The following is a 22,793-nucleotide window of genomic DNA, read 5'->3' as shown; positions in this document are numbered from 1 at the left end:
CGTCAGCACGCTGAACGAACAGAGGCCCTCCCCGGCGAACCGGGAAGGACCTCTGAGCTGGAGCCGCCTGGGGGAATCGAACCCCCGACCTTTTCATTACGAGTGAAGCGCTCTACCGACTGAGCTAAGGCGGCGTACCTTTCGGCGGTGCGAGTCTATCGCCTCCGGGTCAGAACGCGAAAACAGCAGGTCATCGCGGGGCGCTCGGAGCAGGCTGTTGTCTCAATGCCTGCCCGGTCAGCGGTCAGCAGGCGGATTGGAACGGGTAGCACGGTTGCGCTGGGGGCGGCGCGGGCGGCGGTGGGGGCGGCGCGGGTGGCGATGACACCGCAGCGGGTGCGGTGGCGGACGGCTGCGGCTGCATCACGGTGGTGCCGGTCGGCGTATCGGCATGGTCGGCGGACGCCACATTGGCGATGGTCAGCACTATCAGCAGGAGTAATACCCCGCCCACCAGTGCAGCGAAGACCCACATGATCGGCATGTGTGACGCGCTGCGATAGCCCGCGACGTGCAGCGACCGGTAGCGCCCCGGCCTGGCCTTGCGTCTGCTCACCAGCTCGGCCCGCCTACGTAGTCCCCACCCGGGAAGCGTTCCCCGCGACCGATCCCCCGCACCGCCCCATTTCCCATGCCAAAAGTATGACCTGAAGGTCCGACAGAATCGGCAGCCGTCTGTCAAATGAGTTGGAGCAGCATAGTTTTGGTAGTGCGGCGAGCCGCCCGCAACGGGTGGTCAGGTGGTGCGGGCGGTGATGAGGGTGGCGACCATGGCGGCGATGGCGAAGCGGGGTTTGACGTTGAGGTCGAGGGCTTCGCGGCAGGCCAGGACGGCGTCGATGCTGCGGAGGAGGCCTTCGGGGCGGACGCTGGTGGCGAGGTCGGTGATCTCGCCGGCCATGTCGGGGTGGGTGAGGGTGATGGGGGCGCCCCGGCCCGCGAAGCGCATGGCAAGGGCGTCTCGGTACATGCCCGCGATGTCGATGAGGGCGCGGTCGAGTGCGTCGCGGCCGGTGCGGGTGGCGCGGGATTTCTGGCGGCGTTCGAGGTCTTTGAGGACACCTGCCGAACCGCGGGTGGCGGAGGCGGCTCCCTTGCCGGTGCCACCCGCGCCGAGGGCGGTGGCGAGCTCATCGCGTTCGCGGTCGTCGCGGTCGGCACTCATCAGTTTGGCTTCGTCGTCGGCGGACTTCACCAGTTCGTCGGCGGCTGCGTAGGCGGCGCCGGGGCGTTCGGTCGCGGTGACCAGGGCGAGGGCACGCCGGCGTCGTTGGCGGGCGTCTTCGTCGGTGGCGAGGCGGCGGGCCCGGCCGACGTGGCCGCCACTCACCGAAGCCGCCCAGTCGGCGGTTTTCGCGTCGAGTTGGTCGCGGTCGCGCAGCACCTGGGCGATGGCGGGGACGGTCGGAGTCACCAGGTGGACGTGTCTGCAGCGGGAGCGCAGGGTGACGGAGATGTCCTCGGGGTCGACGGTGGGCGCGCACAGCAGGAAGACGGTGCGGTCCGGCGGCTCTTCGACCACTTTGAGCAAAGCATTGGCCGCGCCCTCGGTGAGGCGATCGGCGTCTTCGACGACCACGACCTGCCAGCGGCCGGTACTCGGGCGACGAGCCGCGATCTGCACGATCGCCCGCATCTCCTTGGTGCTGATGCTCAGACCTTCGGGGATGATGCGCCGCACGTCACCGTGGGTGCCCGCCATCGTGGTGGTGCAGGCGTGGCACGTACCGCAGCCGACCGTATCGGGATCGGTGCATTGCAGCGCCGCGGCGAAACACAGCGCGGCTACCGATCGCCCGGAACCGGGCGGCCCCGTGAACAACCACGAATGCGTCATCGCCCCGGTGACCACACCCGCCCGCGCCGCCTTCGCGGCAGCGGCCAGTTCGGTCTCGACCACGTCCTGGCCGACCAGTCGGTCGAAGACACCTGCCACGCGCTACACCCTAGCCGCGTGGTCCGACAGGGTCGCCGGACGCCAGCCCGTCGCGGCCACTCCGATCAGTCCTCCGCTGAGCCGGCGGCCTTCTTGGCCGGAGCCTTCTTGGCAGCCGTCTTCTTCGCGGTCGACTTCTTGGCCGCGGTCTTCGTGGCCGTCTTGGTCGCGGTCGACTTCGCCGCGGCCTTCTTGGCAAGCGCCTTCTTGGCCGCCTTCTTCGCGGTCGTCTTCTTGGCAGCCTTCTTCACCGGCCCACGCGCCCGGCGATCAGCCAGCAGTTCGGAAGCGCGCTCGTCGGTGATCGACTCGACCTCGTCGCCCTTGCGCAGGCTCGCGTTGGTCTCGCCATCAGTGACGTAGGGACCGAAACGACCGTCCTTGATCACCATCGGCTTGTCGGTGGCGGAGTCGTTGCCCAGCTCACGCAGCGGTGCCGCGGCCGAGGCCTGACGCCCGCGCCGCTTCGGCTCGGCGTAGAGCTTCAGCGCCTCCTCGAGGGTGACCGAGAACAGCTGATCCTCGGTCGCCAGCGAACGAGAGTCGGTGCCCTTCTTCAGGTATGGGCCGTAGCGACCGTTCTGCGCCGTGATCTCCTCACCCGAGGTGGGATCGTTGCCGACCACGCGGGGCAGCGAGAGCAGCATCAACGCATCGTCGAGGGTGATCTCGGCCAAGTCCATCGACTTGAACAGCGAACCGGTGCGCGGCTTGACCTCCGCGGCCTTCTTCGTCTTCTTCGCGGGCGCCGCGTCCGGGTCGGGCGCGGGCGGTTCCGGCAGCACCTCGGTGACGTACGGGCCGAAACGTCCTTCCTTGGCGACGATTTCGTGCCCCGATACCGGGTCGACGCCGAGCGAACGGCCTTCCTGCGGCGTCGAGAACAGCTTCTCGGCGACCTCGGGTGTCAGCTCGTCGGGGGGCAGATCGTCGGGCAGGTTGGCCCGCTGCGAGATCCGATCCCCTTCGGGGTCATCGGGATTGATGACCATCCGCTCGAGATACGGGCCGAAGCGGCCGACGCGGACCACGACATCGCGGCCCTCTTCGTCGACGAACATCTTGATCGAGTTCACTTCGCGCGCGTCGATATCGTCGAGCTGCACGGAGACCATCTTCTTGAGGCCACCCGAACGCGCGACCGAACCCTCGGCACCGGCCTCGCCACCGAAGTAGAAGCTGGACAACCAGTTTCCGCGCTGCTCGCGGCCACCGGCGATCGCGTCGAGGTCGTCCTCCATCGCGGCGGTGAAGTCGAAGTCGACGAGCCGGCCGAAGTAGGCCTCGAGCAGACCGACCACCGCGAACGCCACCCAGGCCGGGGCCAGCGCGCTGCCGCGCTTGTAGACGTACCCGCGATCGAGGATCGTCTTGATGATCGAGGAGTAGGTCGACGGTCGGCCGATGCCGAGGTCTTCCAGCGTCTTGATCAGCGAGGCTTCGGTGTAGCGGGCGGGCGGGTTGGTGCTGTGGCCGTCAGGGTTCAGCTCGACGGCGGTGACGCTCTGGCCCTCTTCCAGTGCGGGCAAACGGGATTCGGCGTCGTCGGACTGGCCGCCCGCCTCTTCGTCCACGCTCTCGACGTAGGCCTTGAGGAACCCGGCGAAGGTGATGGTGCGGCCCGAGGCCGAGAACACGCACTCCTCGCCGGTGCGCGCGGTGCCGGTGATGCGCAGGGTCAGCGTGGTTCCGCGCGCGTCGACCATCTGCGAGGCGACCGTGCGCTGCCAGATCATCTCGTAGAGCTTGAACTCGTCGTTGTCGACCTTCGAGGCCAGCTGACCTGGCGTCATGAAGGTGTCACCCGAGGGACGGATCGCCTCGTGTGCCTCCTGCGCGTTCTTCACCTTGCGGGTGTACTGGCGCGGCGAAGGCGAGACGTACTCCGCGCCGTAGAGCTGGGTCGCCTGCGAGCGAGCCGCCGCGATCGCCGACTCCGACAGCGTCGTCGAGTCGGTACGCATGTAGGTGATGTAGCCGTTTTCGTACAGCCGCTGCGCGACCCGCATCGTGCGCTCGGAGGTGAACCGCAGCTTGCGGCCCGCTTCCTGCTGCAACGTGGAGGTCATGAACGGCGGATACGGCTTGCGCGTGTACGGCTTGGCCTCGGCCGAGCTGACCTCGAGCGCGGCACCGTCGAGCGCCTCGGCCAGCCTGCGGGCGTAGGCCTCGTCGAGGACGACGACACCGGTGGTCGACTTGAGCTGACCGTCGGAACCGAAGTCGCGACCGGAGGCGACGCGGTCGCCCTGCACCTGGACCAGGCGTGCGCCGAACGTGCGCGGGTTGGTCGAATCGGACTTCTCGTCGGGCCCGGCGTCGAGCTTGGCGGCGATATCCCAGTACCCGGCGGAGCGGAACGCGATGCGCTCGCGCTCGCGCTGCACGATCACGCGGGTGGCGACGGACTGCACGCGACCGGCGGACAGCCGCGGCATGACCTTCTTCCACAGCACCGGAGACACTTCGTAGCCGTAGAGGCGGTCCAGGATGCGGCGGGTTTCCTGCGCGTCGACCAAATCGTTGTCGAGTTCGCGCGTGTCGGCGGCGGCCGCGAGGATGGCGGGCTCGGTGATCTCGTGGAAGACCATCCGGCGAACCGGGACCTTCGGCTTGAGCGTTTCGAGCAGGTGCCAGGCGATGGCCTCGCCCTCACGGTCGGGGTCGGTGGCGAGGTAGAGCTCGTCGGCGTCGGCCAGCAAGCTCTTGAGCTCGGCGACCTTGGCCTTCTTATCCGGGTTCACCACGTAGATCGGCTCGAAGTCGTGATCGACGTCGACACCGAGGCGCGCCCACGGCTGCCCCTTGTATTTGGCGGGCACGTCGGCGGCGCCGCGCGGCAAGTCGCGGATGTGGCCCACCGAGGCCTCGACCGTGTAGTTGCGCCCCAGGTAGGGCGCGATCTTGCGGGCCTTGGTCGGTGACTCGACGATCACGAGACGACGCAGGGGTCGGCCCTGGTCGGCTGAACTGCGGTCTCGTGTTGCCACCGGCGAACACCTTCCTTCTAGATCCGCGCGTCGGGAGGTCCGCTCGGTGCGCGGCTGGGGCAGATGACGACGTTCGGACATCGCCACCAGTGACGTTTATACCCTGCGCACGTGGGGTAGAGGCATTTGCGGCGTTTCACGTCGCGGGCGCTGTCCTGGGCGATGCTACCCGGAAATGGCTCGTCCCCCTCCTCCGCATGCGGAGGAGGGGGACGAGACGTTGTTGTGTTTCGCAGCTCAGGAGAGCGCGCGAACGCCGGTGGCCTGCGGGCCCTTGGTGCCCTGGCCGACCTCGAACTCGACCTTCTGGTTTTCCTCGAGGGTACGGAAGCCCGTGCCCTGGATCTCCGAGTAGTGGACGAAGACGTCAGCGGAGCCGTCCTCGGGCGCGATGAAGCCGAACCCCTTCTCCGCGTTGAACCACTTCACAGTTCCCTGTGCCATTCTGTTTCCTTCTCTTTCTACCGGAAACGGCGGACAACTGGGTTCGTCCACCGGGCCCGTTCCGACCGCTGTACTGTTGGTCCCCCTGCAAGGAAATCCTGAGCACGGCGTTCGCAACAACGATCCTGCTGATGGTTTGGACCTTGGATCCGTCCCTCGAACACAGAAGCTTGCGACCGAGACCCAGTGAACCATGTCTCTGCGCAATTCGACAGTCGAGTTACCGACTATTTGCAAAATTCATGATCTTGCGAATGTGCAGGTAAGGGACAGATTGGGTGTATCCGTACTTTCGGTCTGTTTGCTTCTGGATAACCGAGTGAGCTTCCAGCAAACTTGCTGTGACCCAGATCGCTACTGGGTTACGAAATCCCAGGTAGTGGTTGTCGCACACACACGTTTCACACTTCGCGTGTCGCATGAGAGGAGGACTGGATGAATCCGGCAGACCGGACCGAGCTCCGAGAGCGCAATTCGAGCGAGAGCTACGGGCGATCGTTGCTGAATCGTGTCCTGATCGAGGCGGCCGCAGGCGGCAACCCACTGACCCATGTCGCGGAGCTGCCCGCACAGCGCGCCGACACCACCGCGTGGCCGGATTGGGTGCCATCAGCGCTGGTCACAGCCCTGGACGCACAGGGGATCGAGCTGCCGTGGGCACACCAGACCCGCACGGCCGAGCTGGCGGCGGGCGGAAACCACGTCGTCGTGAGCACGGGAACGGCGTCCGGGAAGTCGCTCGGCTACCAACTGCCGGTGCTCACCGCCCTGCACGACGACCCGCGCGCGACCGCGCTGTACCTCTCCCCCACCAAGGCGCTCGGCGCCGATCAGCTCCGCGCGGTCGGCAGCCTGATCCACCACAATCCCCTGCGTGAGGCCCATCCGGCGAGTTATGACGGCGACACTCCTGCCGAGATCAGGCAGTGGGTGCGGGCCAACGCACGCTGGATCTTCACCAACCCCGACATGCTGCACGTCGGGATTCTGCGCTCGCATCAACGCTGGGCGCGGGTGCTGCGCCACCTGCGGTACGTGGTGGTCGACGAATGCCACGCATATAGAGGAGTGTTCGGTTCGCATGTCGCACTGGTGCTGCGCAGGCTGCGGCGGCTCGCCCAGTTCTACGGCGCCGACCCGGTGTTCGTCCTGTGCTCGGCCACCAGTGCCGATCCGGCCGCGTCGGCCGGCAGGCTGATCGGGGCGCCGGTTGTCGCGGTCACCGACGACGGGTCGCCGCGGGGCGCCAGGACCGTCGCGCTGTGGGAACCGCCGCTCAGCGCGGCGGTGACCGGAGAGAACGGGGCACCGGTACGGCGGACCGCGACCAGCGAAGCGGCCAAGATCATGGCCGCGCTGGTGGCCGAGGGCGCGCGAACTCTCACCTTTGTTCGTTCGCGGCGCGGTGCCGAACTGATCGCGCTCGATGCCCGGCGCGTTCTTGCCGAAACCGCTCCTGAACTGCAGGAACGTGTTGCGGCTTATCGAGCGGGCTATCTGGCTGAGGACCGGCGTGAGCTCGAGCAGTCGCTGTCGCAGGGGACATTGCTCGGCGCGGCCAGTACCAACGCGCTCGAACTCGGCGTCGATATCGCGGGCCTGGACGCGGTGGTCATCGCCGGTTTTCCCGGGACGGTCGCGTCGTTCTGGCAGCAGGCAGGGCGGGCAGGCAGGAGGTTGCAGGGTTCGCTGGTGGTGCTCGTGGCTACCGACGATCCGCTGGACACCTACCTGGTGCATCACCCGGAAGCGCTGCTGGATCGGCCGATCGAGGCCACCATCACCGACCCTTACAACCCTTATATCCTCGGCCCCCAGCTGCTGTGCGCCGCGATGGAGCTGCCGCTCACCGAGGAGGAGGTGAGCGAGTTCAGGGCCGACGAAGTACTGGCCGACCTGGCCGAACAGGGCTTGATCCGGCGCAGGCCGAGTAGCCGTGGAGTGGGCGCTCGCTGGCACATCACCGCCCATACCCACCCGCACGACGACGTCGACGTCCGCGGCGGGCTCGGCTCGCCGGTCGCGATCGTCGACGCCGAAACCGGGCGCCTGCTCGGCACCGCCGACGCGGGGCGTGCCCCGGCCACGCTGCACACGGGGGCGGTACACCTGCACCAGGGCGAGACCTATCTCGTCGACGAACTCGACCTCGATGGCGGTGTCGCGTTCGTCAACGAGGTGGATCCCGGCTTCACCACCAGCTCCCGGCAGATCACCTCGATCACCGTCGAGGGCGTGATCGAGGAGCACGTGTTCGGTGCGGTCATCGCGGCATCCGCGCAGGTCGCGGTCACCAACCAGGTTGTCGGCTACCTACGGACCCTGGTGACCGGTGAGGTGCTCGACCAGGTCGAGCTCGATCTGCCCGCACACACGCTGCACACCAAGGCTGTCCTCTATACCGTCGCGCCCCGGCTGCTCACCGCCGCGGACATTTCCGACGAACAACTCCCCGGCGCCTTGCACGCGGCCGAACATGCCGCGATCGGCATGTTGCCGCTGGTCGCGGGTTGCGACCGGTGGGACATCGGCGGTGTCTCCATCGCCGAACATCCCGATACGGGGGCGCCGACGGTGTTCGTCTACGACGGCCAGCCCGGCGGGGCCGGTTTCGCCGAGCGAGGATTCGCCCAGCTCACGGGCTGGTTGGCCGCGACGTTGAGCGTGATCCGCAGCTGTGGGTGCCAGGACGGGTGTCCCTCGTGCGTGCAGTCGCCCAAGTGCGGCAACGGCAACAATCCGCTGGACAAGAATGCCGCCGCCCGCCTGCTGACTGCCGTTCTCGGCGAACTGCGCGCCCATGGCGACCGGCGTGGGGATTCGTGATGTGGGTGCGCCCACCACGTGACCGGCGATACACCACCCGCCAAGAATGCTGGTCACTCGTCCGGATTAGCGTTGACCAGCAGATATATGCTGGCGGACGATTAAAAAGGAGTACTTTTCTGTTAACTGGCTCATAGCCAACCGGAACCGCCGGTACCGGCTCGTCATACTTTTCATATTTTTCCGGGCCGGATCAAAGAATGCGCATGAAATAACGCAAACGCGCTTGTGCTTAATTCTGAATTGGTTCGGTCCGGAACAACCACCGACCAGTGATAACACTTCCGGGTCACCCATTCTCTTCCACCGGACCGGCCCGCGCCGAAGCGCGCACCGTGCGCACGCCGAACACTCCCGCCGATACATTCGCCTCGACATCGACGACGACGTCCCATTGCGCGACCAAGCACCGGCGCACCCGAACCCCCATCCGCCGAGCAACTTCGCCGGCTTCCGCACACCCCGCCTCCGCACCCTCCACTAACACCACCGCCGCGCCCAAAGCCCCGAGATCCGCGGCACCCTGCGCCCGATGCCGAGCGACCACCACGGCACCCACCTGCGCGACCACCAAGGTGAAACAGATCAACGCCGCCAACACCACACATACGAACACCGTCGCCCCTCCCCCGTCCCCAGCCAGCGCACGCCGCGTCGACCCACGGCTCGTCTCGCGCCGTGCCCTCACGGGTTCACTCCTGGCTCGGTGACGGCGACGGCCTCGGCGCGCAGGCGCAGACCTGGGAGGAGTGGGGTGGTGGCGACGACGGTGGCTACTACTCGGCCTCCTTCGGCGCGAAGCTCGACGGCTGCGCCCGGCGGGGCGACGGACTTGCCCGCGGTGATCGCGCGTGCGGTGTCACCGCGGGCGGCAAGGCGGGCGGTTTCGCGGGCCGCGTCCACACAGCGAACCTGGGTGGACCCGGCGAGGAGGGCGCCGATGCAGAGAGCTACAGCGCAGACCAAGGCGGCCAGGGCGATGGCGGCCTCGACCGTCACCGCGCCCGTATCGCCGCCGAGAGTGCTTGTGCTGGCGCGGTTTACACGCTCGTGTTGAGCGCCTTGTCGATGATGCCGGTCAGCGCGGTGACGATGCTGTCCCCGGTCACCACCCCGTAGAGCACCGCTCCGAAGGCCGCCGCGGCAATCGTCCCGATCGCGTATTCCGCCGTGGACATGCCGTCGTCGTCGAGCAGCAGACGAGTGAGTCGAGTGCGGGCCCCCATGTATACGGTGTGGACGAACGTCATCGTGATCCCCTCTCTGATCGCACCGCGCGGCTGGTCCGCGCGGTGAAGTTCTGGTGGCCTCGCCGGGGCCGGTCACAGCAGCCCACCGCCGCCGAGCACGCGGTCCGCGAGGCCGATAACGACGGGGACGATGCCGAGACAGACGAAAGCCGGCAGGAAGCACAGGCCGAGCGGTCCGCCGATCAGCACGCCCGCGCGTTCGGCGCGTGCGACGGCGGCGTCCTCCACGGCTTCGCGACGGTGCGTGGCCAGTTCGCCGACCGCGGCTGCCAGCGAGGCGCCGGAGCGGGCGGAGCGGCGTGCCATCCTGGCCAGTGACTCCACATCATCGGCGCCCGCCGATCCGACCGCATCCGCCGCCGCGCGCTCCCATGCCGTCGCCGCGTCGGCGCCTAGCGCGAGAAGGTCCGCGGCCCTGAGCAATGCGGCCCGAAGGACCGGCGGCGCCGTCGGCGCACTCGCGCGCGCGGCCGCGGCCATCGGCAGTCCCGCTCGTAGACAAGCGGCCAGCAGATCGAAAGCGGACGCTGACCCGAGCGGGTCAATCTTCGTGGCCCCACCTGTCGCCCCGGCGGCCCCGGCCGGCGCCGGGCCGAGCGCACGAACTCGCCGGCTGACCGCAACCCGCCCAGGCAACACCGCAATCGCCACCGCCGCGATCAACAACACCGCTGGCGAGGCAGCTCCTACCATCTCCTGCACAGCACTCCCCTGCTCGAAGTTTTATCCACACGTGTCCACATCGGGTCGGCCCGCTGCGGGTAATGACCTCTCCCCCGCAGACATTCGCGCCAGCTCTGCTGCTCACGAACCAATCGGCTTCGCTGCTGGAGGAACCGTTCGGCACCGAGGCGATGCGGGTCAAGCGGTGCTCTTGCGGGTGATGACATCTGTCCACAGCAATCCACAGCAGGCGAGGGCCGCGCCTAGTGGGAGGAGAAGTTCACCGGCTGGGGATGCGAACAGAATTGTCAGCGGGGCGGCGCCCATCAGTTGGCCCAGGCCGATGCCTACCAGCGGGAGTCCTGCCAGAACGGTGGCGGAGGCTCGGGCGCCGGCCAGGGCGGCTTCGGTGCGGTCTCGGAAGCGGATGCGGCCGAGCAGGTCGATTCTGGCGGCGGCGAGCAGTTCTGCCAGGGCGAGGCCGTGTTCTTCAGCCACTCGCCAGGCCGCGGCGATCCTCGACAGTTCCTCGGCGACAATCGAATCCGGTTGCGACCAGCCGTCGGCGCCCGACCCGCCGAGGCGGCTGCGGCCCGCGCTGATCGCCAGCACACGTGCGGCTTCGCCACGCGACTCGCCTGCGGCGGATTCGGCCGCCGCGCTCGGATGGGCGCCGACGCGCAGCTCGCCGACGACGGCTTCGAGTCCTGCCAGAAGGTATCCACATTCGCGGCGGCGATCGCGGTCACCTCGTCCGCGCCGCTTCCGCACTGCCACAGTGGCTCCCAGCATGAGGGCCGCCAGCCCGACGCCGGGACCGAACGCGAACGCGGTGCACCCCAGACCGATTCCTGCACACCACTCCACAGGCAACCGTCTCGGCGCGCTGCGTCTGCCCGCGCCGAACAACCGAACGAATCGCCGCTGCCCGCCCGCTGCCGGAAGCACCAGCACCGCGACCGCACAACAGAGCAGAGCACTTCCCACGAACCCACCTTCTTCGAGACGAAACCTGCCACTCGGTCAACACTCATCAACAGGTGAGAACCGGCTCGATGGCGATGGCCTCGCGCCGGCCGGTCGGCGCCGTGCCGAGCTTCGAGCGCCGAGCCGATTCCACGAATCCAACGGCCCACCAGCAGAATTCGGTCCCGCAGCCGGCGTTGATCAGGCGATGAGACCGATGTCGCCGCGATGAGGTCGCTCATCCGAGTCGCACCTCGAGCAGTCGTCGGAGTTCGTCGGCCGCAGGCACGGGGTGATCATCCGATCGCCAGGCTGGACTGATGTGCACACCGTCGGGATCACGTTGCAGGACACCGATTTCGCGAAGTGCGCGGGTTCCGTCGGATCGGCGGTGAACATGGAGGACCACCTGAACGGCCGCGGCTAGTTGGCTGTGTAGGGCAGCACGGTCCATGCCGCCGAGCGCCGCCAGCGCTTCCAGCCGGGCGGGAACTTCCTGAGGGGAGTTTGCGTGGACGGTGCCCGCACCGCCGTCGTGGCCGGTATTGAGGGCGGTCAAGAGATCGACCACTTCGGCGCCGCGTACCTCGCCGACGACGATCCGGTCGGGTCGCATTCGCAATGCCTGGCGAACGAGATCGCGAACCGTAACCGCGCCGACGCCTTCGACATTGGCGGTCCGGGCAACCAACCGCACGACGTGGGGATGGACCGGAGCCAGTTCGGCGGCGTCTTCGACGCAGATGATTCGTTCGGCGGGGTCGACGGCGGCGAGCAGGGCCGAGAGCAAGGTAGTTTTCCCCGCCCCGGTGCCTCCGACTACGAGGAAGGCGAGGCGGGCGCGGACGATGTCGCCGAGCAGTCGGCGGGCGGGCGGAGCAATCGAGCCGGCGGCCGCCAGCGCGTCGAGTCCCTGGGTCGCGGGGCGCAGGATGCGAAGGGACAGACACGTGCCGTCATGGGCGACCGGGGCGAGGACGGCATGGAGCCGAACGCCGAACGCGTCGCCAAGAGCGGCTTCGGTTCCGGCGAGTTTGCCGTCCACCCAGGGCTGAGCGTCGTCGAGTCGACGGCCCGCTGCCAGGGCGAGGCGCTGGGCGAGGCGGCGAACAGCAGCTTCGTCGGCGAAGCGGACATCGGTCAGCTCCAGCCCACGTCCACGGTCCACCCACACCGAATCCGGGCTGGTGACGAGCACATCGGCGACCTGTGGATCGTGCAGCAGCGGCTCGAGCAGCCCCGCTCCGGTCATCTCGGTTTGGAGCAGTCGCAGAGCCCGCAGAAGGTCGGTGTCGGCAAGGACACCGCCCGCTTCGGTACGAATCGCAGCGGCCAGCTGCGCGGCATCAGGGACACCCGGATGCTCGGCGAGCCGTTCGCGGACCCGCTCCAGCAGGTCGACGGTGACGAAAGTGGTCATGCGGGGTCAGCTCCGACCATGGCGAGGACGGCGTCGGCGGCGTCGCGGAGGGGGCCGCGGCGGCGGACGCTCAAGCCACCGCGTTCGAGGCGGGCAGCCAGTCCGGCTTGTCCACGGACTGCGGCGAGCAATGGCAATCCGAGCAGGTCCGCCACCTCCGCGCCCCGCAGACCACCGGGCGCGGGCCCTCGAACAATCAAGCCGCGATTGGGATTTCGTTCACCCAGGTAGGCCGAGACGCTTTCGGCGGCGGCGATGGCACGCAAACGGGCCGGGACTACGAGAACGACCAAGTCGGCGGCGTCGAGCATCGTGTCGGCCGCGGGGCCGCGTTCACACGAAACGTCGCAGACGACGAGATCCCCTGCATCCCTGCCCGATTCGATCACCGCACGCATCGCCGCCGGTGACAGTTCGGTGAGTGCGCAGCCGTTCCGAGCCTGCTCGGCCACTGGTCCTGGCGCAGAATATGCAGCCCGCCCTGTCCCCGGCCCGGGCGCAAAGTATCCGGGCGCCGCGAGCGCTGCGTGCCCGATGACCGAACGCTCGGTGAGCTGCCCGGCCTCCGCGCGCAGTGTCGGCGGCTCCGACCCGAGCACCGTACGAGGAGCCGAATCTCCCGGCGGATGCCCGGGGACCGCATGATTCGCGGAAACCGTCTCGCTCCGCGCCCCAAGCCGCACCCGCCCGCAGGACAGCACCGCCAAACCCGCAGACGCGGTAGGCAACGCATTGTGTAGCGCGGCGGCAGACACCCGCCCGTCCTCGATGACCAGGTCCGGCCACCGGAGTCCGGGCACATTCTCCATCCCCAGCACCAGGTCGATCCCGCCGTCCAGCGGGGCGCCGTCGATCAGCACCGTGTCGCGCCGGACCCGGCGCGCGGCCCCGCGCAGTGCGATGGCGGCGGCGAGGGTGGACGCACCTGCCCCACCACCCGCGCCGGCCACCGCGACGACTATCCCTTCGCCCGTCCGGGATTCGGCGTGTTCGGCGAACTGTTCGACCAGCGCGACAGCACCCGAAGGCAACGCGAGCACGCGTTCGGCGCCCACTGCCGTCGCCGCCTGCCAGTCGGGGACCGTGGGTTCCCCTTCGGTGACCAGGACCACCCCCGACCGGCGCGGACAGCCGGCCACCGTGGCGGCGACAGCGGCGGCGGTATCGAGGATCACCATCCTGGCCCCTGCCCACGCATGCCTGCCGACGGGCATCACCCGTTCATCGGTGACGCGTTCAGCGGCCGCCGCGACCCGGCGGACCTCCGCGCGCAACCGTTCGTCACGCACGAGAACCAGAGCGGGAGCGAGCTGCGGGAGCGCCGCGGGGGTGAGGTTCATGCGACTCAGCGTTGCCGAGTGGGGAAGTTGTCAACACCCCGAAAACACCGATTGTGGATAACTCGGGGGTGTGGAGAACTTTTTCGATCGTCCCCGGAATAGAGGACGGCCCCAGCCGGGGGGGAGGAGGCTGGGGCCGTCGGGTTCAGCCCCGGGGGGTCGGGCTGAACGCGCCTGGACTAAGTCCAGGTGCCAGCAATACTACACCCACCCCCTGCCGCGGGCGCAAGTAGCATTCGCCGACATTCTTCGGCGATTCGCGCCTCCCGGCGTCCCCAGGGCAAACCCTTTTGCACGGTGCGGACAGCCGATCCTGCGGGGCGCGCAGGTCGTGCCTATTCTGTTGACGTGACGCCAGAACGCGACCAGACCTCGCCTACGGACACAAGTCTCGGCAAAACGGGCCGCGACCCGGTGCCAGGCGGGCGGGTCGCCGCGTTCTTCGATCTTGACAAAACGGTGATCGCGAAGTCGAGCGCGTTCGTGTTCAGCAAACCGTTCTACGCACAGGGTCTGCTCAACCGCAGAGCCGTGCTGGAGAGCAGCTACGCGCACTTTTTGTTCCTGCTTTCCGGTGCCGATCACGACCAGATGGAACGGATGCGGGCAAACCTGGCGAACATGTGCGCGGGCTGGGACGTGGAACAAGTGAAAACCATTGTGGCCGAGACACTTCATGATTTGGTCGACCCGCTGATCTACGCCGAGGCCGCCGATCTGATCGCCGATCACAAGATCCGCGGGCACGACGTGGTGATCGTGTCGGCCTCCGGTGAGGAGATCGTCGGCCCGATCGCGGAGGTGCTCGGCGCCTCGCACACCGAGGCCACCCGGATGGTTGTCGAGGACGGCAAGTACACCGGCGACATCGAGTTCTATTGCTACGGCGAGGGCAAGGTCGCGGCTATCGAAAAACTCGCCGCCGAGCAGGGCTACGACCTGTCGCGGTGCTACGCCTACTCCGACTCCGTGACCGATGTGCCGATGCTGAGCGCCGTCGGCCATCCGACCGCGGTCAACCCCGACCGCGGGTTGCGCAAGGAGGCCGCCGCGCAGGGCTGGCCGATGCTCACCTTCTCCAATCCGGTGTCGCTGTGGTCGCGATTCCAGGCGCCCTCGACCACCACCGTCGCCGCGACAGCCGCCGTGGGACTGAGCGCGATCATCGCGGGCGCGATCAGCTACCGACTGCTGCGCAAACGACGCTGAACCGCCCAGCTCGAGCACGAATCTCCGAGCGACACGCCGAATTCGCGGGTATTCGGTAATGCCTTAGAAACCCTTGATGTGAGTGCCATCACAGTGTAAGAATGGAGGCACGGAAGGACGGAAGGCCAAGACGGAGCCGGAAGAGAAGGTTTCGCCTCCCATCCCACCCTTCCCAGCACGGACACCAGGCACCCACGCGGAGCGCGCCGCGACAAGGCCGAAAGAGTTGTGGGCCTGCGAAATTCGAGCCGACGTCGGCGAACGCCTCGCACAGGTTGCGGGGATGAACCGGCGGGGTTGGGATGATCGCCGAGGCCACCGAACACAACCCACCCTGCACGCTTGGTAACCGGGTGTTCCGTGCTAGCGGGCGGTGAGGTCGAGCAATCGACAACGCCGCCCGTTTCGACGTGTGGGGCCGGTCTCAGCCGGCGGCCGCGTCGGCGATCGAGTTCGCTTCGCGGGCGCCGTCTTCCAGCGCGCCGGCGCAGAACAGTACCCAGCCACCCACACCCTCCGCAGTGCCGAGACCGAATCCGGCGGCCGCGTCGAGGTAGGCCTGACGGCGGCGCAACCAGAACACCTCCGGCACGCCGAGGCTGTGCGGATCGAGTCCACTGGCCACCGCGACCAGGCGCGAAGCAGCGCGCGCGACTACCCCGTCGCCGGTGCCGAACGGACGCAACGTCAGCAGCTCGCCGTGCACGATCGCCGCGACCACCGGGGCGGGCGCCTTGCTGGTCTGGATGGTTTGCGCGAGCATGTCGAGCCGTTCGGCGACGCCGGGAGTCGAGCGCGGACGACCGAGCTCCTGATCGTCGGCGACCAGGTCGGCGGCCGCGAGTAGGTGCAGCCGAGCCAGCGCCTGCAGGGGCGCACGCCGCCAGGTACCGACGAGATTGGTGAGCGCGTCACCGTCGAGCGCCTGACCCACCCGCAACGCGCCGGCCAGCACCGGGTCGCTGACCTGACCGTCGGCGGGCAGGTCGGTGCTCGCACCTTCGATGGCCGCCGAGGAACGCGCGGCCCGCACGGCGGCTTCAGCGGCAGTGGTCGCCCAGCCACGCCGGTTCGACTTGTGCCGGTGCACGGCCGCGAGCGCGTCGCGCGCCTTGTCGGCGGCCTCGCGCACGCCGGGCAGGTCGACCAGGGGCTGCAGCGGATCAGTCACGCATGGAGGTTACCGCCCGCACAGTGACGCCCCCACGATCACATACAACCCACGCACCGTCGGCCAGCTGCGATCCGGCCACGGCACCTCGGCAAGCCGCTTCGCCGCCGGCGTCACCGCCCTGCGCCGCCGCGCTTCCCGCTCGGCCAGCCGTTCAGCATCGATTCGATCCACCGGCGTCTCCAACCCTGCGATCCGCACCGCACCACCTCGGACAAATCCACGCTACGCCGATGAGCTGCACGCCAGAAGGATTTCGAGAACCCAACCACCCCAACCCCAACCACGACACTAACCACCACACCGTTCACCCCGTCCAGTCCCCAACTTCCACACCCCACCCCCGTACTCCCAGCCACACAATTCACCCGGCCTGTCCCCGTCTTCCACAACCCACCGAATCCCCACCACCACACTCCCGCCACACCACTCACCCCGAAGACGCAGCCCAACCGCACCCCCGACCACACCGCGCACTCCCAAACCCGTCCCCGTCTTCCACAACCTGCCAACCCAGCCACCGCACCCCGACCACACCGTGCACACCGGCCTGTCCCCGTCTTCCACAACCCTCCCCAACCCAGCCACCGCACCCCGACCACACCGCGCACACCGGCCTGCCCCCGTCTTCCACAACCCTCCCCAACCCAGCCACCGCACTCCCGACCACACCGCGCACACCGGCCCGTCCCCGTCTTCCACAACCCACCCAACCCAACCACCGCACTCCCGACCCCTAGGGAGGGACGGCCACGAAGTGGCCGGTCGCGGCCGGGTCGCCGGTTAGGCGCCGGTGCGTAGGCGACGAAGGAGCAAGCACCGGTGCCTAACCGGCGGCCCCTCGGGGCCGCGACTCGAGCGCGCCAGCGCTCCAACAAACACAGCCAGCGCCTCCAGGACTACTCAAACCCCGGAGCTCTGCCATACCAACACGTCCCAGGACTACTCAAACCCCAGAGCACTGCCATACCAACACGTCCCAGGACTACTCAAACCCCGGAGCTCTGCCACACACATCACCAAGCCCCGGAAGCACCCCTACCCAGTAAGCAACTCCCGCCCAGGAATCGCCTCGAGCAACGTCCGCGTGTACTCCTCACGCGGCGACGCGAACACCTCATCGGTAGTAGCCGCCTCCACCACCTTCCCCTCACGCATAACCAGCACATTGTCCGCGATCTGCCGAACAACAGCCAGATCATGCGTGATGAACAAATACGTCAACCCCAGCTCAGCCTGAAGGTCGTTGAGCAGAGTGAGAATCTGAGCCTGGACCAGCACATCCAGCGCCGACACCGCCTCATCACAGACCACCATCTCCGGCGAGAGCGCCAGCGCACGAGCGATCGCCACCCGCTGACGTTGCCCACCCGACAACTCGTTGGGATAACGCCGCAGCACCGACGTCGGCAGCGACACCTTGTCGAGCAGATCGCGCACCACCGCTTCGCGCTCGGCGGGCGTGCCGATCTTGTGCACCCGCAACGGTTCCTCGACCGTCCGGTAGATCGAGTACATCGGGTCGAGCGAGCCGTAGGGATTCTGGAAGATCGGTTGCACGCGGCGCCGGAAAGCGAACGCGCCCTTCCGGTCCAGCTTCGCGACGTCCTTGCCGTCGAAAGCCACAGTGCCCGAAGTCGGTTCGAGCAGGCCGAGCACCATCTGCGCGATGGTCGATTTACCCGAGCCCGACTCGCCGACGATCGCGGTGGTGGTCCCGCGACAGACCGTGAAGCTCACCTCGTCGACGGCCACGAAATCCGCGGACTGCCACGGTCGCTTGCCACGAATCTTGAACGCCTTGGACAGGTTTCGCACATCGAGCACGGTGTCCGGCAACGCATCGGATGCCTTCTCGGCGACCGCCACTTCGACAGCTTGCGCCCGCACCTCGGCCCGCTGCCGCGACGACGACATCCGCGATGCCGCCAGCGATGGCGCCGAGTTCACCAGCTTCTTCGTATACGCGTGCTGCGGATCACGCAGAATCTGCAGCGCCGGACCGGATTCCACCACCTTGCCGCGGTACATCACCACCAGGTGCTCGGCCCGTTCCGCGGCGAGGCCGAGGTCGTGGGTGATCAGCAGCACCGCGGTCCCCAGCTCGGTAGTGAGCTGTTCGAGATGGCCGAGGATCTGGCGCTGAACCGTGACGTCGAGCGCCGAGGTCGGCTCGTCGGCGATCAGCAGTTTCGGCCTGCACGACAGGCCGATCGCGATGAGCGCGCGCTGGCGCATACCGCCGGAGAACTCGTGCGGGTACTGGTTCACGCGGCGTTCGGCATCGGTCATGCCCGCCTCGGCGAGCAGTTCCACCGAGCGTTCGCGAGCGGCGGCACCGGTCGCTATGCCGTTGGCCACCAGGGTTTCCCGGATCTGGAAGCCGATCTTCCACACCGGGTTCAGGTTCGACATCGGGTCCTGCGGGACCAGGCCGATGCCGTTGCCGCGGATCGCGACGATCTCCTTCGCCGACGCCTTGGTCAGGTCCTTGCCGTCGAACAGGATCGAGCCGCCCGTCACCTTGCCGGTGCCCGGCAGCAGGTCGATGATCGCGTGCGCGGTCGTCGACTTGCCCGAACCGGATTCGCCGACGATGGCGACGGTCTGCCCGGGATAGACGGTGAGGTTCACCCCGCGAACGGCAGGGATCTCCTTCCCGTCGGAGGTGAAACCGACGTCCAGGTCGCGGATTTCGAGCAGTGGCTTGGTTTTGTCGAAGCTCATCGGGTGCGCTCCTTCGGATCGAGCGCGTCGCGCACCGCGTCGCCGAGCATGATGAAGCTCAGCACCGTGATGGCCAGCGCGGTCGCCGGGTAGAACAGGATCGGCGAGGTACGGATCTCGGTCTTGGCGCGGTCGATATCGGCGCCCCACGACACGATGCTCGGCGGCAGGCCGACGCCGAGATAGGACAGCGTCGCCTCGGTGACGATGAAGACACCGAGCCAGATCGTGGCGACCACGATCAGCGGACTGGCAGAGTTCGGCAGCACGTGCTTCATGAGCGTGCCGAGCCGCGAGACACCCAAAGCCTTCGCCGCAGTGACGTATTCGCTGTTCTTGGCTTCGATCACCGCACCACGCGTGATGCGCGCGGCCTGCGGCCAGGTGAAGGCCACCAGAATCGCGACTACCGTCATGACCCCCGCGGGCCGCAACAGCTGCAGCAGCACGATCGCGGCAAGCACCATCGGAATGGCGTAGAAGATCTCGGCGATGCGCGAGACGATCGTGTCGAGCAAACCACCGTAGAAGCCGGAGATCGCGCCGAGGATGCCGCCTACCAACAGGAACATCGCCGCCGATGCGATGCCGACGGTCACCGACGCACGCGCGCCATAGATGGTGCGCGCGAAGACATCACAGCCCTGCTTGTCGAATCCGAACGGATGACCCTCGCGCGGGCCGTCCATCCCGAACTCACCCAGGCACTGCCGCGGGTCCTGGCTGGTGAACAGCGAGGGCCACACCACCACGAGCATGACGAACACGATCAGGACAACGGAGACCAGGAACACCGGATTGCGGCGCAGGCGGCGCCACGCATCGCCCCAGATGCTGGTCGGGGTGCCCTTGTCCAGGACACGGTCGGTGGCGAGCACCTCCACCTCGTCGGCGGGGGCCACGAAATGCTGTTGCTTGTCATGCATAGCGGATCCTCGGGTCCAGTGCGGCATAGAGCAGGTCGATCACGAGGTTGACGAGCAGGAACAACACCACCAGCACCGTCACGAACGACACCACGGTTGGCGGCTCGCCGCGGATGATCGCCTGGTACATGGTGCCGCCGACGCCGGGGATGTTGAAGATGCCCTCGGTGACGATCGCGCCCGCCATCAGCGCTCCGAAATCGGCGCCGAGAAAGGTGACGACCGGGATCATCGAATTGCGCAGAATATGCACGCCCACCACGCGCCTGCGCCCGAGCCCCTTCGCCGTAGCTGTGCGAACGAAATCCGCGGATTTGTTCTCCGCCACCGAGTTTCGGGTCAGTCGGAGCACATAGGCGAACGACAGCGACCCGAGCACGAACGCGGGCACGATCAATTCGCCCAGACTCGCCTTACCCGTGACGGTGACCGGGGCGATCCCCCACTTCACACCGAGCAGGAATTGCGCGAGATAACCCACGACGAACACCGGCAGCGCGATGATGACCAGGCTCGCGATGAGCATGGTCGAGTCGAACAGCTTGCCCTTGCGCAACCCGGCGATCAAACCGAACACGATGCCGAAGACGCCTTCGATCAGCACCGCGAGAAATGCCAGTTTGATGGTGATCGGGAATGCGCGTTCGAGTTCCTCGCGCACCGGCCTGCCCGAGAACGAAGTACCGAAGTCCAGCGTGAGGATCCCTTTCAGATAATGCAGATACTGCATGATGAAAGGCTGATCGAGGTGATATCGAGCGCGCAGTACCGCCTCGGCGGCGGGCGTCAGCTGTTTCTCGCCTGCCAATGCCTTGATCGGGTCACCCGGAATCAGAAAAACCATCGCATAGATGAGCAGCGTCGCGCCCAGGAATACCGGGATCATCTGGAGCAGACGCCGAAGTACGTACCAAGCCATCATTTCCTCCGAAAACGACGGGGGCCGAGTCACTCACGAGTGACTCGGCCCCACTGTCGAGTTCTACTTCTCGATGTTCTCGAAGTCGAACAGGCCGTTCCAGGTGAGGTCGGCCTTGGTGACGTTTTCCGAACGGCCCGCGTTGGCGACATAGTCGAACACCGGGATGTCGGCCATATCCTTGATCATGATCGCCTGCGCTTGGGCGATCAGTTTGTAGGACTCCGCCTGTGTCGGGGCCGCAAGCGCGGCATCGAACAGCCGGTCGACCTCGGGGTTGTTGTAGTTGACGTTGTTGGTCTCGGAGAAGCTGTAGTACTGCGAACTCAGGAACTGCATCATCGTCGGGTAGTCGCCCTGCCAGCCGTAGCGGAACGCCGTGCCGATGGTCTTGGCGTTCACGGCGTCACGGATGTTCTTGAACGTCGGCATCGGGTTGGCGACAGCGTCGATACCCAGGGTGTTCTTCACGCTGTTGGCCACGGCCTCGATCCAGGCCTGGTGACCGCCGTCGCTGTTGTAGGTGATCTGGTACTGACCCGACCACGGCGAGATGGCGTCGGCCTGGGCCCACAACTTCTTGGCCTGATCAGGGTTGTAATCGAACACTTCCGCGCCCGGCAGGTTGGCATCGTAGCCGGGCAGGGTGGCCGCGGTGAAGTCGCGCGACGGCGTGCGGGTGCCGTTGAAGATCTTGTCGATGATCTGCGGGCGATTGATGGCCATCGAGATGGCCTTGCGGCGCAGCACGCCTTCCTCACCGGCGAAATGCGGCACCGAGGACTGGATACCGATGTGCTGGTTCTGCGCGGTCGGCTTGGTGATCGCGCGGTCGCCGAGGTCACTTCGGTAGGTCGTGATCGCGCTGTCGGGAATGGTGTCGAGCGCGTCGAGGTTTCCCGCCTGCAGATCCGCGTACGCGGTGTCGTAGGACTGGTACATCACGAATCGGAGGCCCTTGTTCTTGGCGGGCCTGCCACCGGGGTAGTCCGGGTTGGGCGTCAAATCGATCTTGACGTTGTGTTCCCACGATCCGAAAGCGTAGGGACCGTTGCCGATCGGCTTCTCACCGAAAGCCTTCATATCCTTGAACGCGGCCTCGGGCAGCGGATAGAACGGCGCGTACCCGAGCGCGCTCTCGAAGTCGATCGACGGCGACTTCAGGTCGACGGTGAAGGTGCGGTCGTCGACGACCTTCAAGCCCGACATGGTCTTGACGGCCGGCTTCTCCGCACTGACCTCGTCGAACCCGGCGATGGGGCTGTACACATAGCTTTGCAGCTGCGCGTTGTCGGCGAGAGCGCCGTAGTTCCACGCGTCGACGAACGACTTCGCGGTCACGGTGGTGCCGTCGGTGAACTTCCAGTTCGGCTTGATGGTGATCTTGTACGACTTACGATCGGTCGTCTCGATCTTCTCGGCCATCTCGTCATGGGCCACGCCGTTGGCGTCGTAGTACTTCAGCCCGGCGAACAAACGGTCGACAACGCGGCCGCCCATGTTCTCGTTGGTATTGCTTGGCACCAACGGATTCTGCGGCTCACCCGCGTTGGTGGTGACGATGCTCGAATCAGCACTGTCATCGGACGAGCACGCGGTGAGACTGAGGCTTGTGGCCGCCAGTCCCGCCGCGACCAGCGCGGTCGCTCTGATGAATCTCAACGCTCTCTCCCGGTTCGATTCCGTGGCTAACGGTCGGAGGTTAGCGGCTCCGGCTGGATTTTTCAGCGATCCGAGCCATTTTCACTTCACATGTATCAATACGGTTACTCGCCGGAAACGCAGGAAAAATTGCCGAGCCCCTCTCTCTCGGCAGAAAAATATGAACAAATATCGGGCGCCCTCGGCTGAGCCATTGAGTAAAAACGATAGCCCGCGACCGTCCGGTCTGTCCGGGAAAGTCATCGGATGAACTAGCCCTATTGACCGCGCCGAAACCTCGCCGAGGACAACGGGCCACGGGTGCGGGTCTGTTGACTACTGTCGAGGCAGCCGGGCCGCACCCC

General features: G+C 67.0%; 19 protein-coding genes and 1 tRNA gene. 2 read left to right on the top strand and 18 right to left on the bottom strand.

Translation table 11 applies throughout. From position 1 onward, the window contains the following. Window positions 1-58: 58 nt before the first annotated feature. The 5 genes from ACQHI0_RS30090 to ACQHI0_RS30070 all read right to left on the bottom strand — a co-directional run bounded on the left by ACQHI0_RS30090 (window position 59) and on the right by ACQHI0_RS30070 (window position 5,370). Window positions 59-134: transfer RNA gene (locus ACQHI0_RS30090), tRNA-Thr, on the bottom strand. Between the two features lie 110 nt (window positions 135-244). Beyond that, window positions 245-556: a hypothetical protein gene (locus tag ACQHI0_RS30085; protein WP_427905117.1), complete on the bottom strand. Its 312-nt coding sequence runs from the start codon at window positions 554-556 to the stop codon at window positions 245-247. 180 nt (window positions 557-736) lie between these two features. After that, a complete protein-coding gene (locus ACQHI0_RS30080) occupies window positions 737-1,936 on the bottom strand; it encodes a DNA polymerase III subunit delta' (protein ID WP_427905116.1) in 1,200 nt (399 codons plus the stop codon). Between the two features lie 65 nt (window positions 1,937-2,001). After that, entirely contained in the window at window positions 2,002-4,926 is a 2,925-nt protein-coding gene (topA, locus tag ACQHI0_RS30075) for a type I DNA topoisomerase (RefSeq protein ID WP_427905115.1), read from the bottom strand. A 237-nt stretch (window positions 4,927-5,163) separates the two neighbouring features. Continuing rightward, window positions 5,164-5,370 (bottom strand): cold-shock protein, encoded by a 207-nt coding sequence (locus ACQHI0_RS30070; RefSeq protein ID WP_019044597.1) that lies wholly within the window; start codon window positions 5,368-5,370, stop codon window positions 5,164-5,166. 435 nt (window positions 5,371-5,805) lie between these two features. On the opposite strand from ACQHI0_RS30070, the gene ACQHI0_RS30065 reads away from it, so the two are divergent. Then, a complete protein-coding gene (locus ACQHI0_RS30065; RefSeq protein ID WP_427905114.1) occupies window positions 5,806-8,196 on the top strand; it encodes a DEAD/DEAH box helicase in 2,391 nt (796 codons plus the stop codon). A gap of 289 nt (window positions 8,197-8,485) precedes the next feature. On the opposite strand, the gene ACQHI0_RS30060 is transcribed toward ACQHI0_RS30065, so the two are convergent. From ACQHI0_RS30060 to ssd, 7 genes are all read right to left on the bottom strand, one after another. Then, a complete protein-coding gene (locus ACQHI0_RS30060; protein ID WP_427905113.1) occupies window positions 8,486-8,884 on the bottom strand; it encodes an Rv3654c family TadE-like protein in 399 nt (132 codons plus the stop codon). Then, the gene (locus ACQHI0_RS30055) at window positions 8,881-9,195 is read right to left on the bottom strand and encodes a TadE family type IV pilus minor pilin (protein WP_427905112.1); all 315 of its coding nucleotides are present in this window, start codon (window positions 9,193-9,195) and stop codon (window positions 8,881-8,883) included. Before ACQHI0_RS30055 ends, ACQHI0_RS30060 begins: the two co-directional genes overlap by 4 nt. 41 nt (window positions 9,196-9,236) lie before the next feature. After that, the gene (locus ACQHI0_RS30050) at window positions 9,237-9,446 is read right to left on the bottom strand and encodes a DUF4244 domain-containing protein (RefSeq protein WP_427905111.1); all 210 of its coding nucleotides are present in this window, start codon (window positions 9,444-9,446) and stop codon (window positions 9,237-9,239) included. A 72-nt stretch (window positions 9,447-9,518) separates the two neighbouring features. Beyond that, a complete protein-coding gene (locus ACQHI0_RS30045; RefSeq protein ID WP_427905110.1) occupies window positions 9,519-10,139 on the bottom strand; it encodes a type II secretion system F family protein in 621 nt (206 codons plus the stop codon). 168 nt (window positions 10,140-10,307) lie between these two features. Continuing rightward, window positions 10,308-10,886 carry a type II secretion system F family protein gene (locus ACQHI0_RS30040; protein ID WP_427905109.1) on the bottom strand — a complete coding sequence of 193 codons (579 nt, stop codon included), beginning with the start codon at window positions 10,884-10,886 and terminating at the stop codon, window positions 10,308-10,310. Window positions 10,887-11,313: 427 nt separating this feature from the next. Beyond that, complete coding sequence (locus ACQHI0_RS30035) at window positions 11,314-12,495, bottom strand: TadA family conjugal transfer-associated ATPase (protein ID WP_427905108.1); 1,182 nt, start codon at window positions 12,493-12,495, stop codon at window positions 11,314-11,316. After that, window positions 12,492-13,835, bottom strand: coding sequence for a septum site-determining protein Ssd (gene ssd, locus ACQHI0_RS30030; RefSeq protein WP_427905107.1), 1,344 nt, complete (start codon window positions 13,833-13,835; stop codon window positions 12,492-12,494). Before ssd ends, ACQHI0_RS30035 begins: the two co-directional genes overlap by 4 nt. Before the next feature lie 414 nt (window positions 13,836-14,249). Between ssd and ACQHI0_RS30025 the strand changes: the two genes are divergently transcribed. After that, window positions 14,250-15,044: an HAD-IB family hydrolase gene (locus ACQHI0_RS30025; protein WP_427909352.1), complete on the top strand. Its 795-nt coding sequence runs from the start codon at window positions 14,250-14,252 to the stop codon at window positions 15,042-15,044. Window positions 15,045-15,468: 424 nt separating this feature from the next. Here ACQHI0_RS30025 and ACQHI0_RS30020 read toward each other — a convergent pair whose 3' ends face one another. From ACQHI0_RS30020 to ACQHI0_RS29995, 6 genes are all read right to left on the bottom strand, one after another. Continuing rightward, window positions 15,469-16,215 carry an oxidoreductase gene (locus tag ACQHI0_RS30020; RefSeq protein WP_427905106.1) on the bottom strand — a complete coding sequence of 249 codons (747 nt, stop codon included), beginning with the start codon at window positions 16,213-16,215 and terminating at the stop codon, window positions 15,469-15,471. Between the two features lie 9 nt (window positions 16,216-16,224). After that, window positions 16,225-16,416: a hypothetical protein gene (locus ACQHI0_RS30015; RefSeq protein ID WP_427905105.1), complete on the bottom strand. Its 192-nt coding sequence runs from the start codon at window positions 16,414-16,416 to the stop codon at window positions 16,225-16,227. Window positions 16,417-17,253: 837 nt separating this feature from the next. Continuing rightward, complete coding sequence (locus tag ACQHI0_RS30010; protein WP_427905104.1) at window positions 17,254-18,942, bottom strand: dipeptide ABC transporter ATP-binding protein; 1,689 nt, start codon at window positions 18,940-18,942, stop codon at window positions 17,254-17,256. After that, entirely contained in the window at window positions 18,939-19,868 is a 930-nt protein-coding gene (locus ACQHI0_RS30005) for an ABC transporter permease (RefSeq protein ID WP_427905103.1), read from the bottom strand. The genes ACQHI0_RS30010 and ACQHI0_RS30005 overlap by 4 nt, the downstream gene beginning before the upstream one ends. Next, window positions 19,861-20,787, bottom strand: a complete 927-nt coding sequence (locus ACQHI0_RS30000; RefSeq protein ID WP_427905102.1) for an ABC transporter permease — start codon at window positions 20,785-20,787, stop codon at window positions 19,861-19,863. Before ACQHI0_RS30000 ends, ACQHI0_RS30005 begins: the two co-directional genes overlap by 8 nt. A gap of 63 nt (window positions 20,788-20,850) precedes the next feature. After that, complete coding sequence (locus ACQHI0_RS29995) at window positions 20,851-22,449, bottom strand: peptide ABC transporter substrate-binding protein (protein WP_427905101.1); 1,599 nt, start codon at window positions 22,447-22,449, stop codon at window positions 20,851-20,853. Window positions 22,450-22,793 lie beyond the last annotated feature (344 nt).

Source organism: Nocardia sp. FBN12 (assembly GCF_050320175.1).
Taxonomy (GTDB): Bacteria; Actinomycetota; Actinomycetes; order Mycobacteriales; family Mycobacteriaceae; genus Nocardia.
Note: the sequence above shows the minus strand (reverse complement) of the source record. Positions and strands in the feature narration are given on the sequence as shown.

Coding starts and splice junctions, on each gene's coding strand:
- ACQHI0_RS30005 (WP_427905103.1), bottom strand. CDS start 19,868: ATGCATGACAAGCAACAGCATTTCGTGGCCCCCGCCGACGAGGTGGAG.
- ACQHI0_RS30035 (WP_427905108.1), bottom strand. CDS start 12,495: ATGACCACTTTCGTCACCGTCGACCTGCTGGAGCGGGTCCGCGAACGG.
- ACQHI0_RS30045 (WP_427905110.1), bottom strand. CDS start 10,139: ATGGTAGGAGCTGCCTCGCCAGCGGTGTTGTTGATCGCGGCGGTGGCG.
- ssd (WP_427905107.1), bottom strand. CDS start 13,835: ATGAACCTCACCCCCGCGGCGCTCCCGCAGCTCGCTCCCGCTCTGGTT.
- ACQHI0_RS30000 (WP_427905102.1), bottom strand. CDS start 20,787: ATGGCTTGGTACGTACTTCGGCGTCTGCTCCAGATGATCCCGGTATTC.
- ACQHI0_RS30010 (WP_427905104.1), bottom strand. CDS start 18,942: ATGAGCTTCGACAAAACCAAGCCACTGCTCGAAATCCGCGACCTGGAC.
- ACQHI0_RS30065 (WP_427905114.1), top strand. CDS start 5,806: ATGAATCCGGCAGACCGGACCGAGCTCCGAGAGCGCAATTCGAGCGAG.
- ACQHI0_RS30070 (WP_019044597.1), bottom strand. CDS start 5,370: ATGGCACAGGGAACTGTGAAGTGGTTCAACGCGGAGAAGGGGTTCGGC.
- ACQHI0_RS30050 (WP_427905111.1), bottom strand. CDS start 9,446: ATGACGTTCGTCCACACCGTATACATGGGGGCCCGCACTCGACTCACT.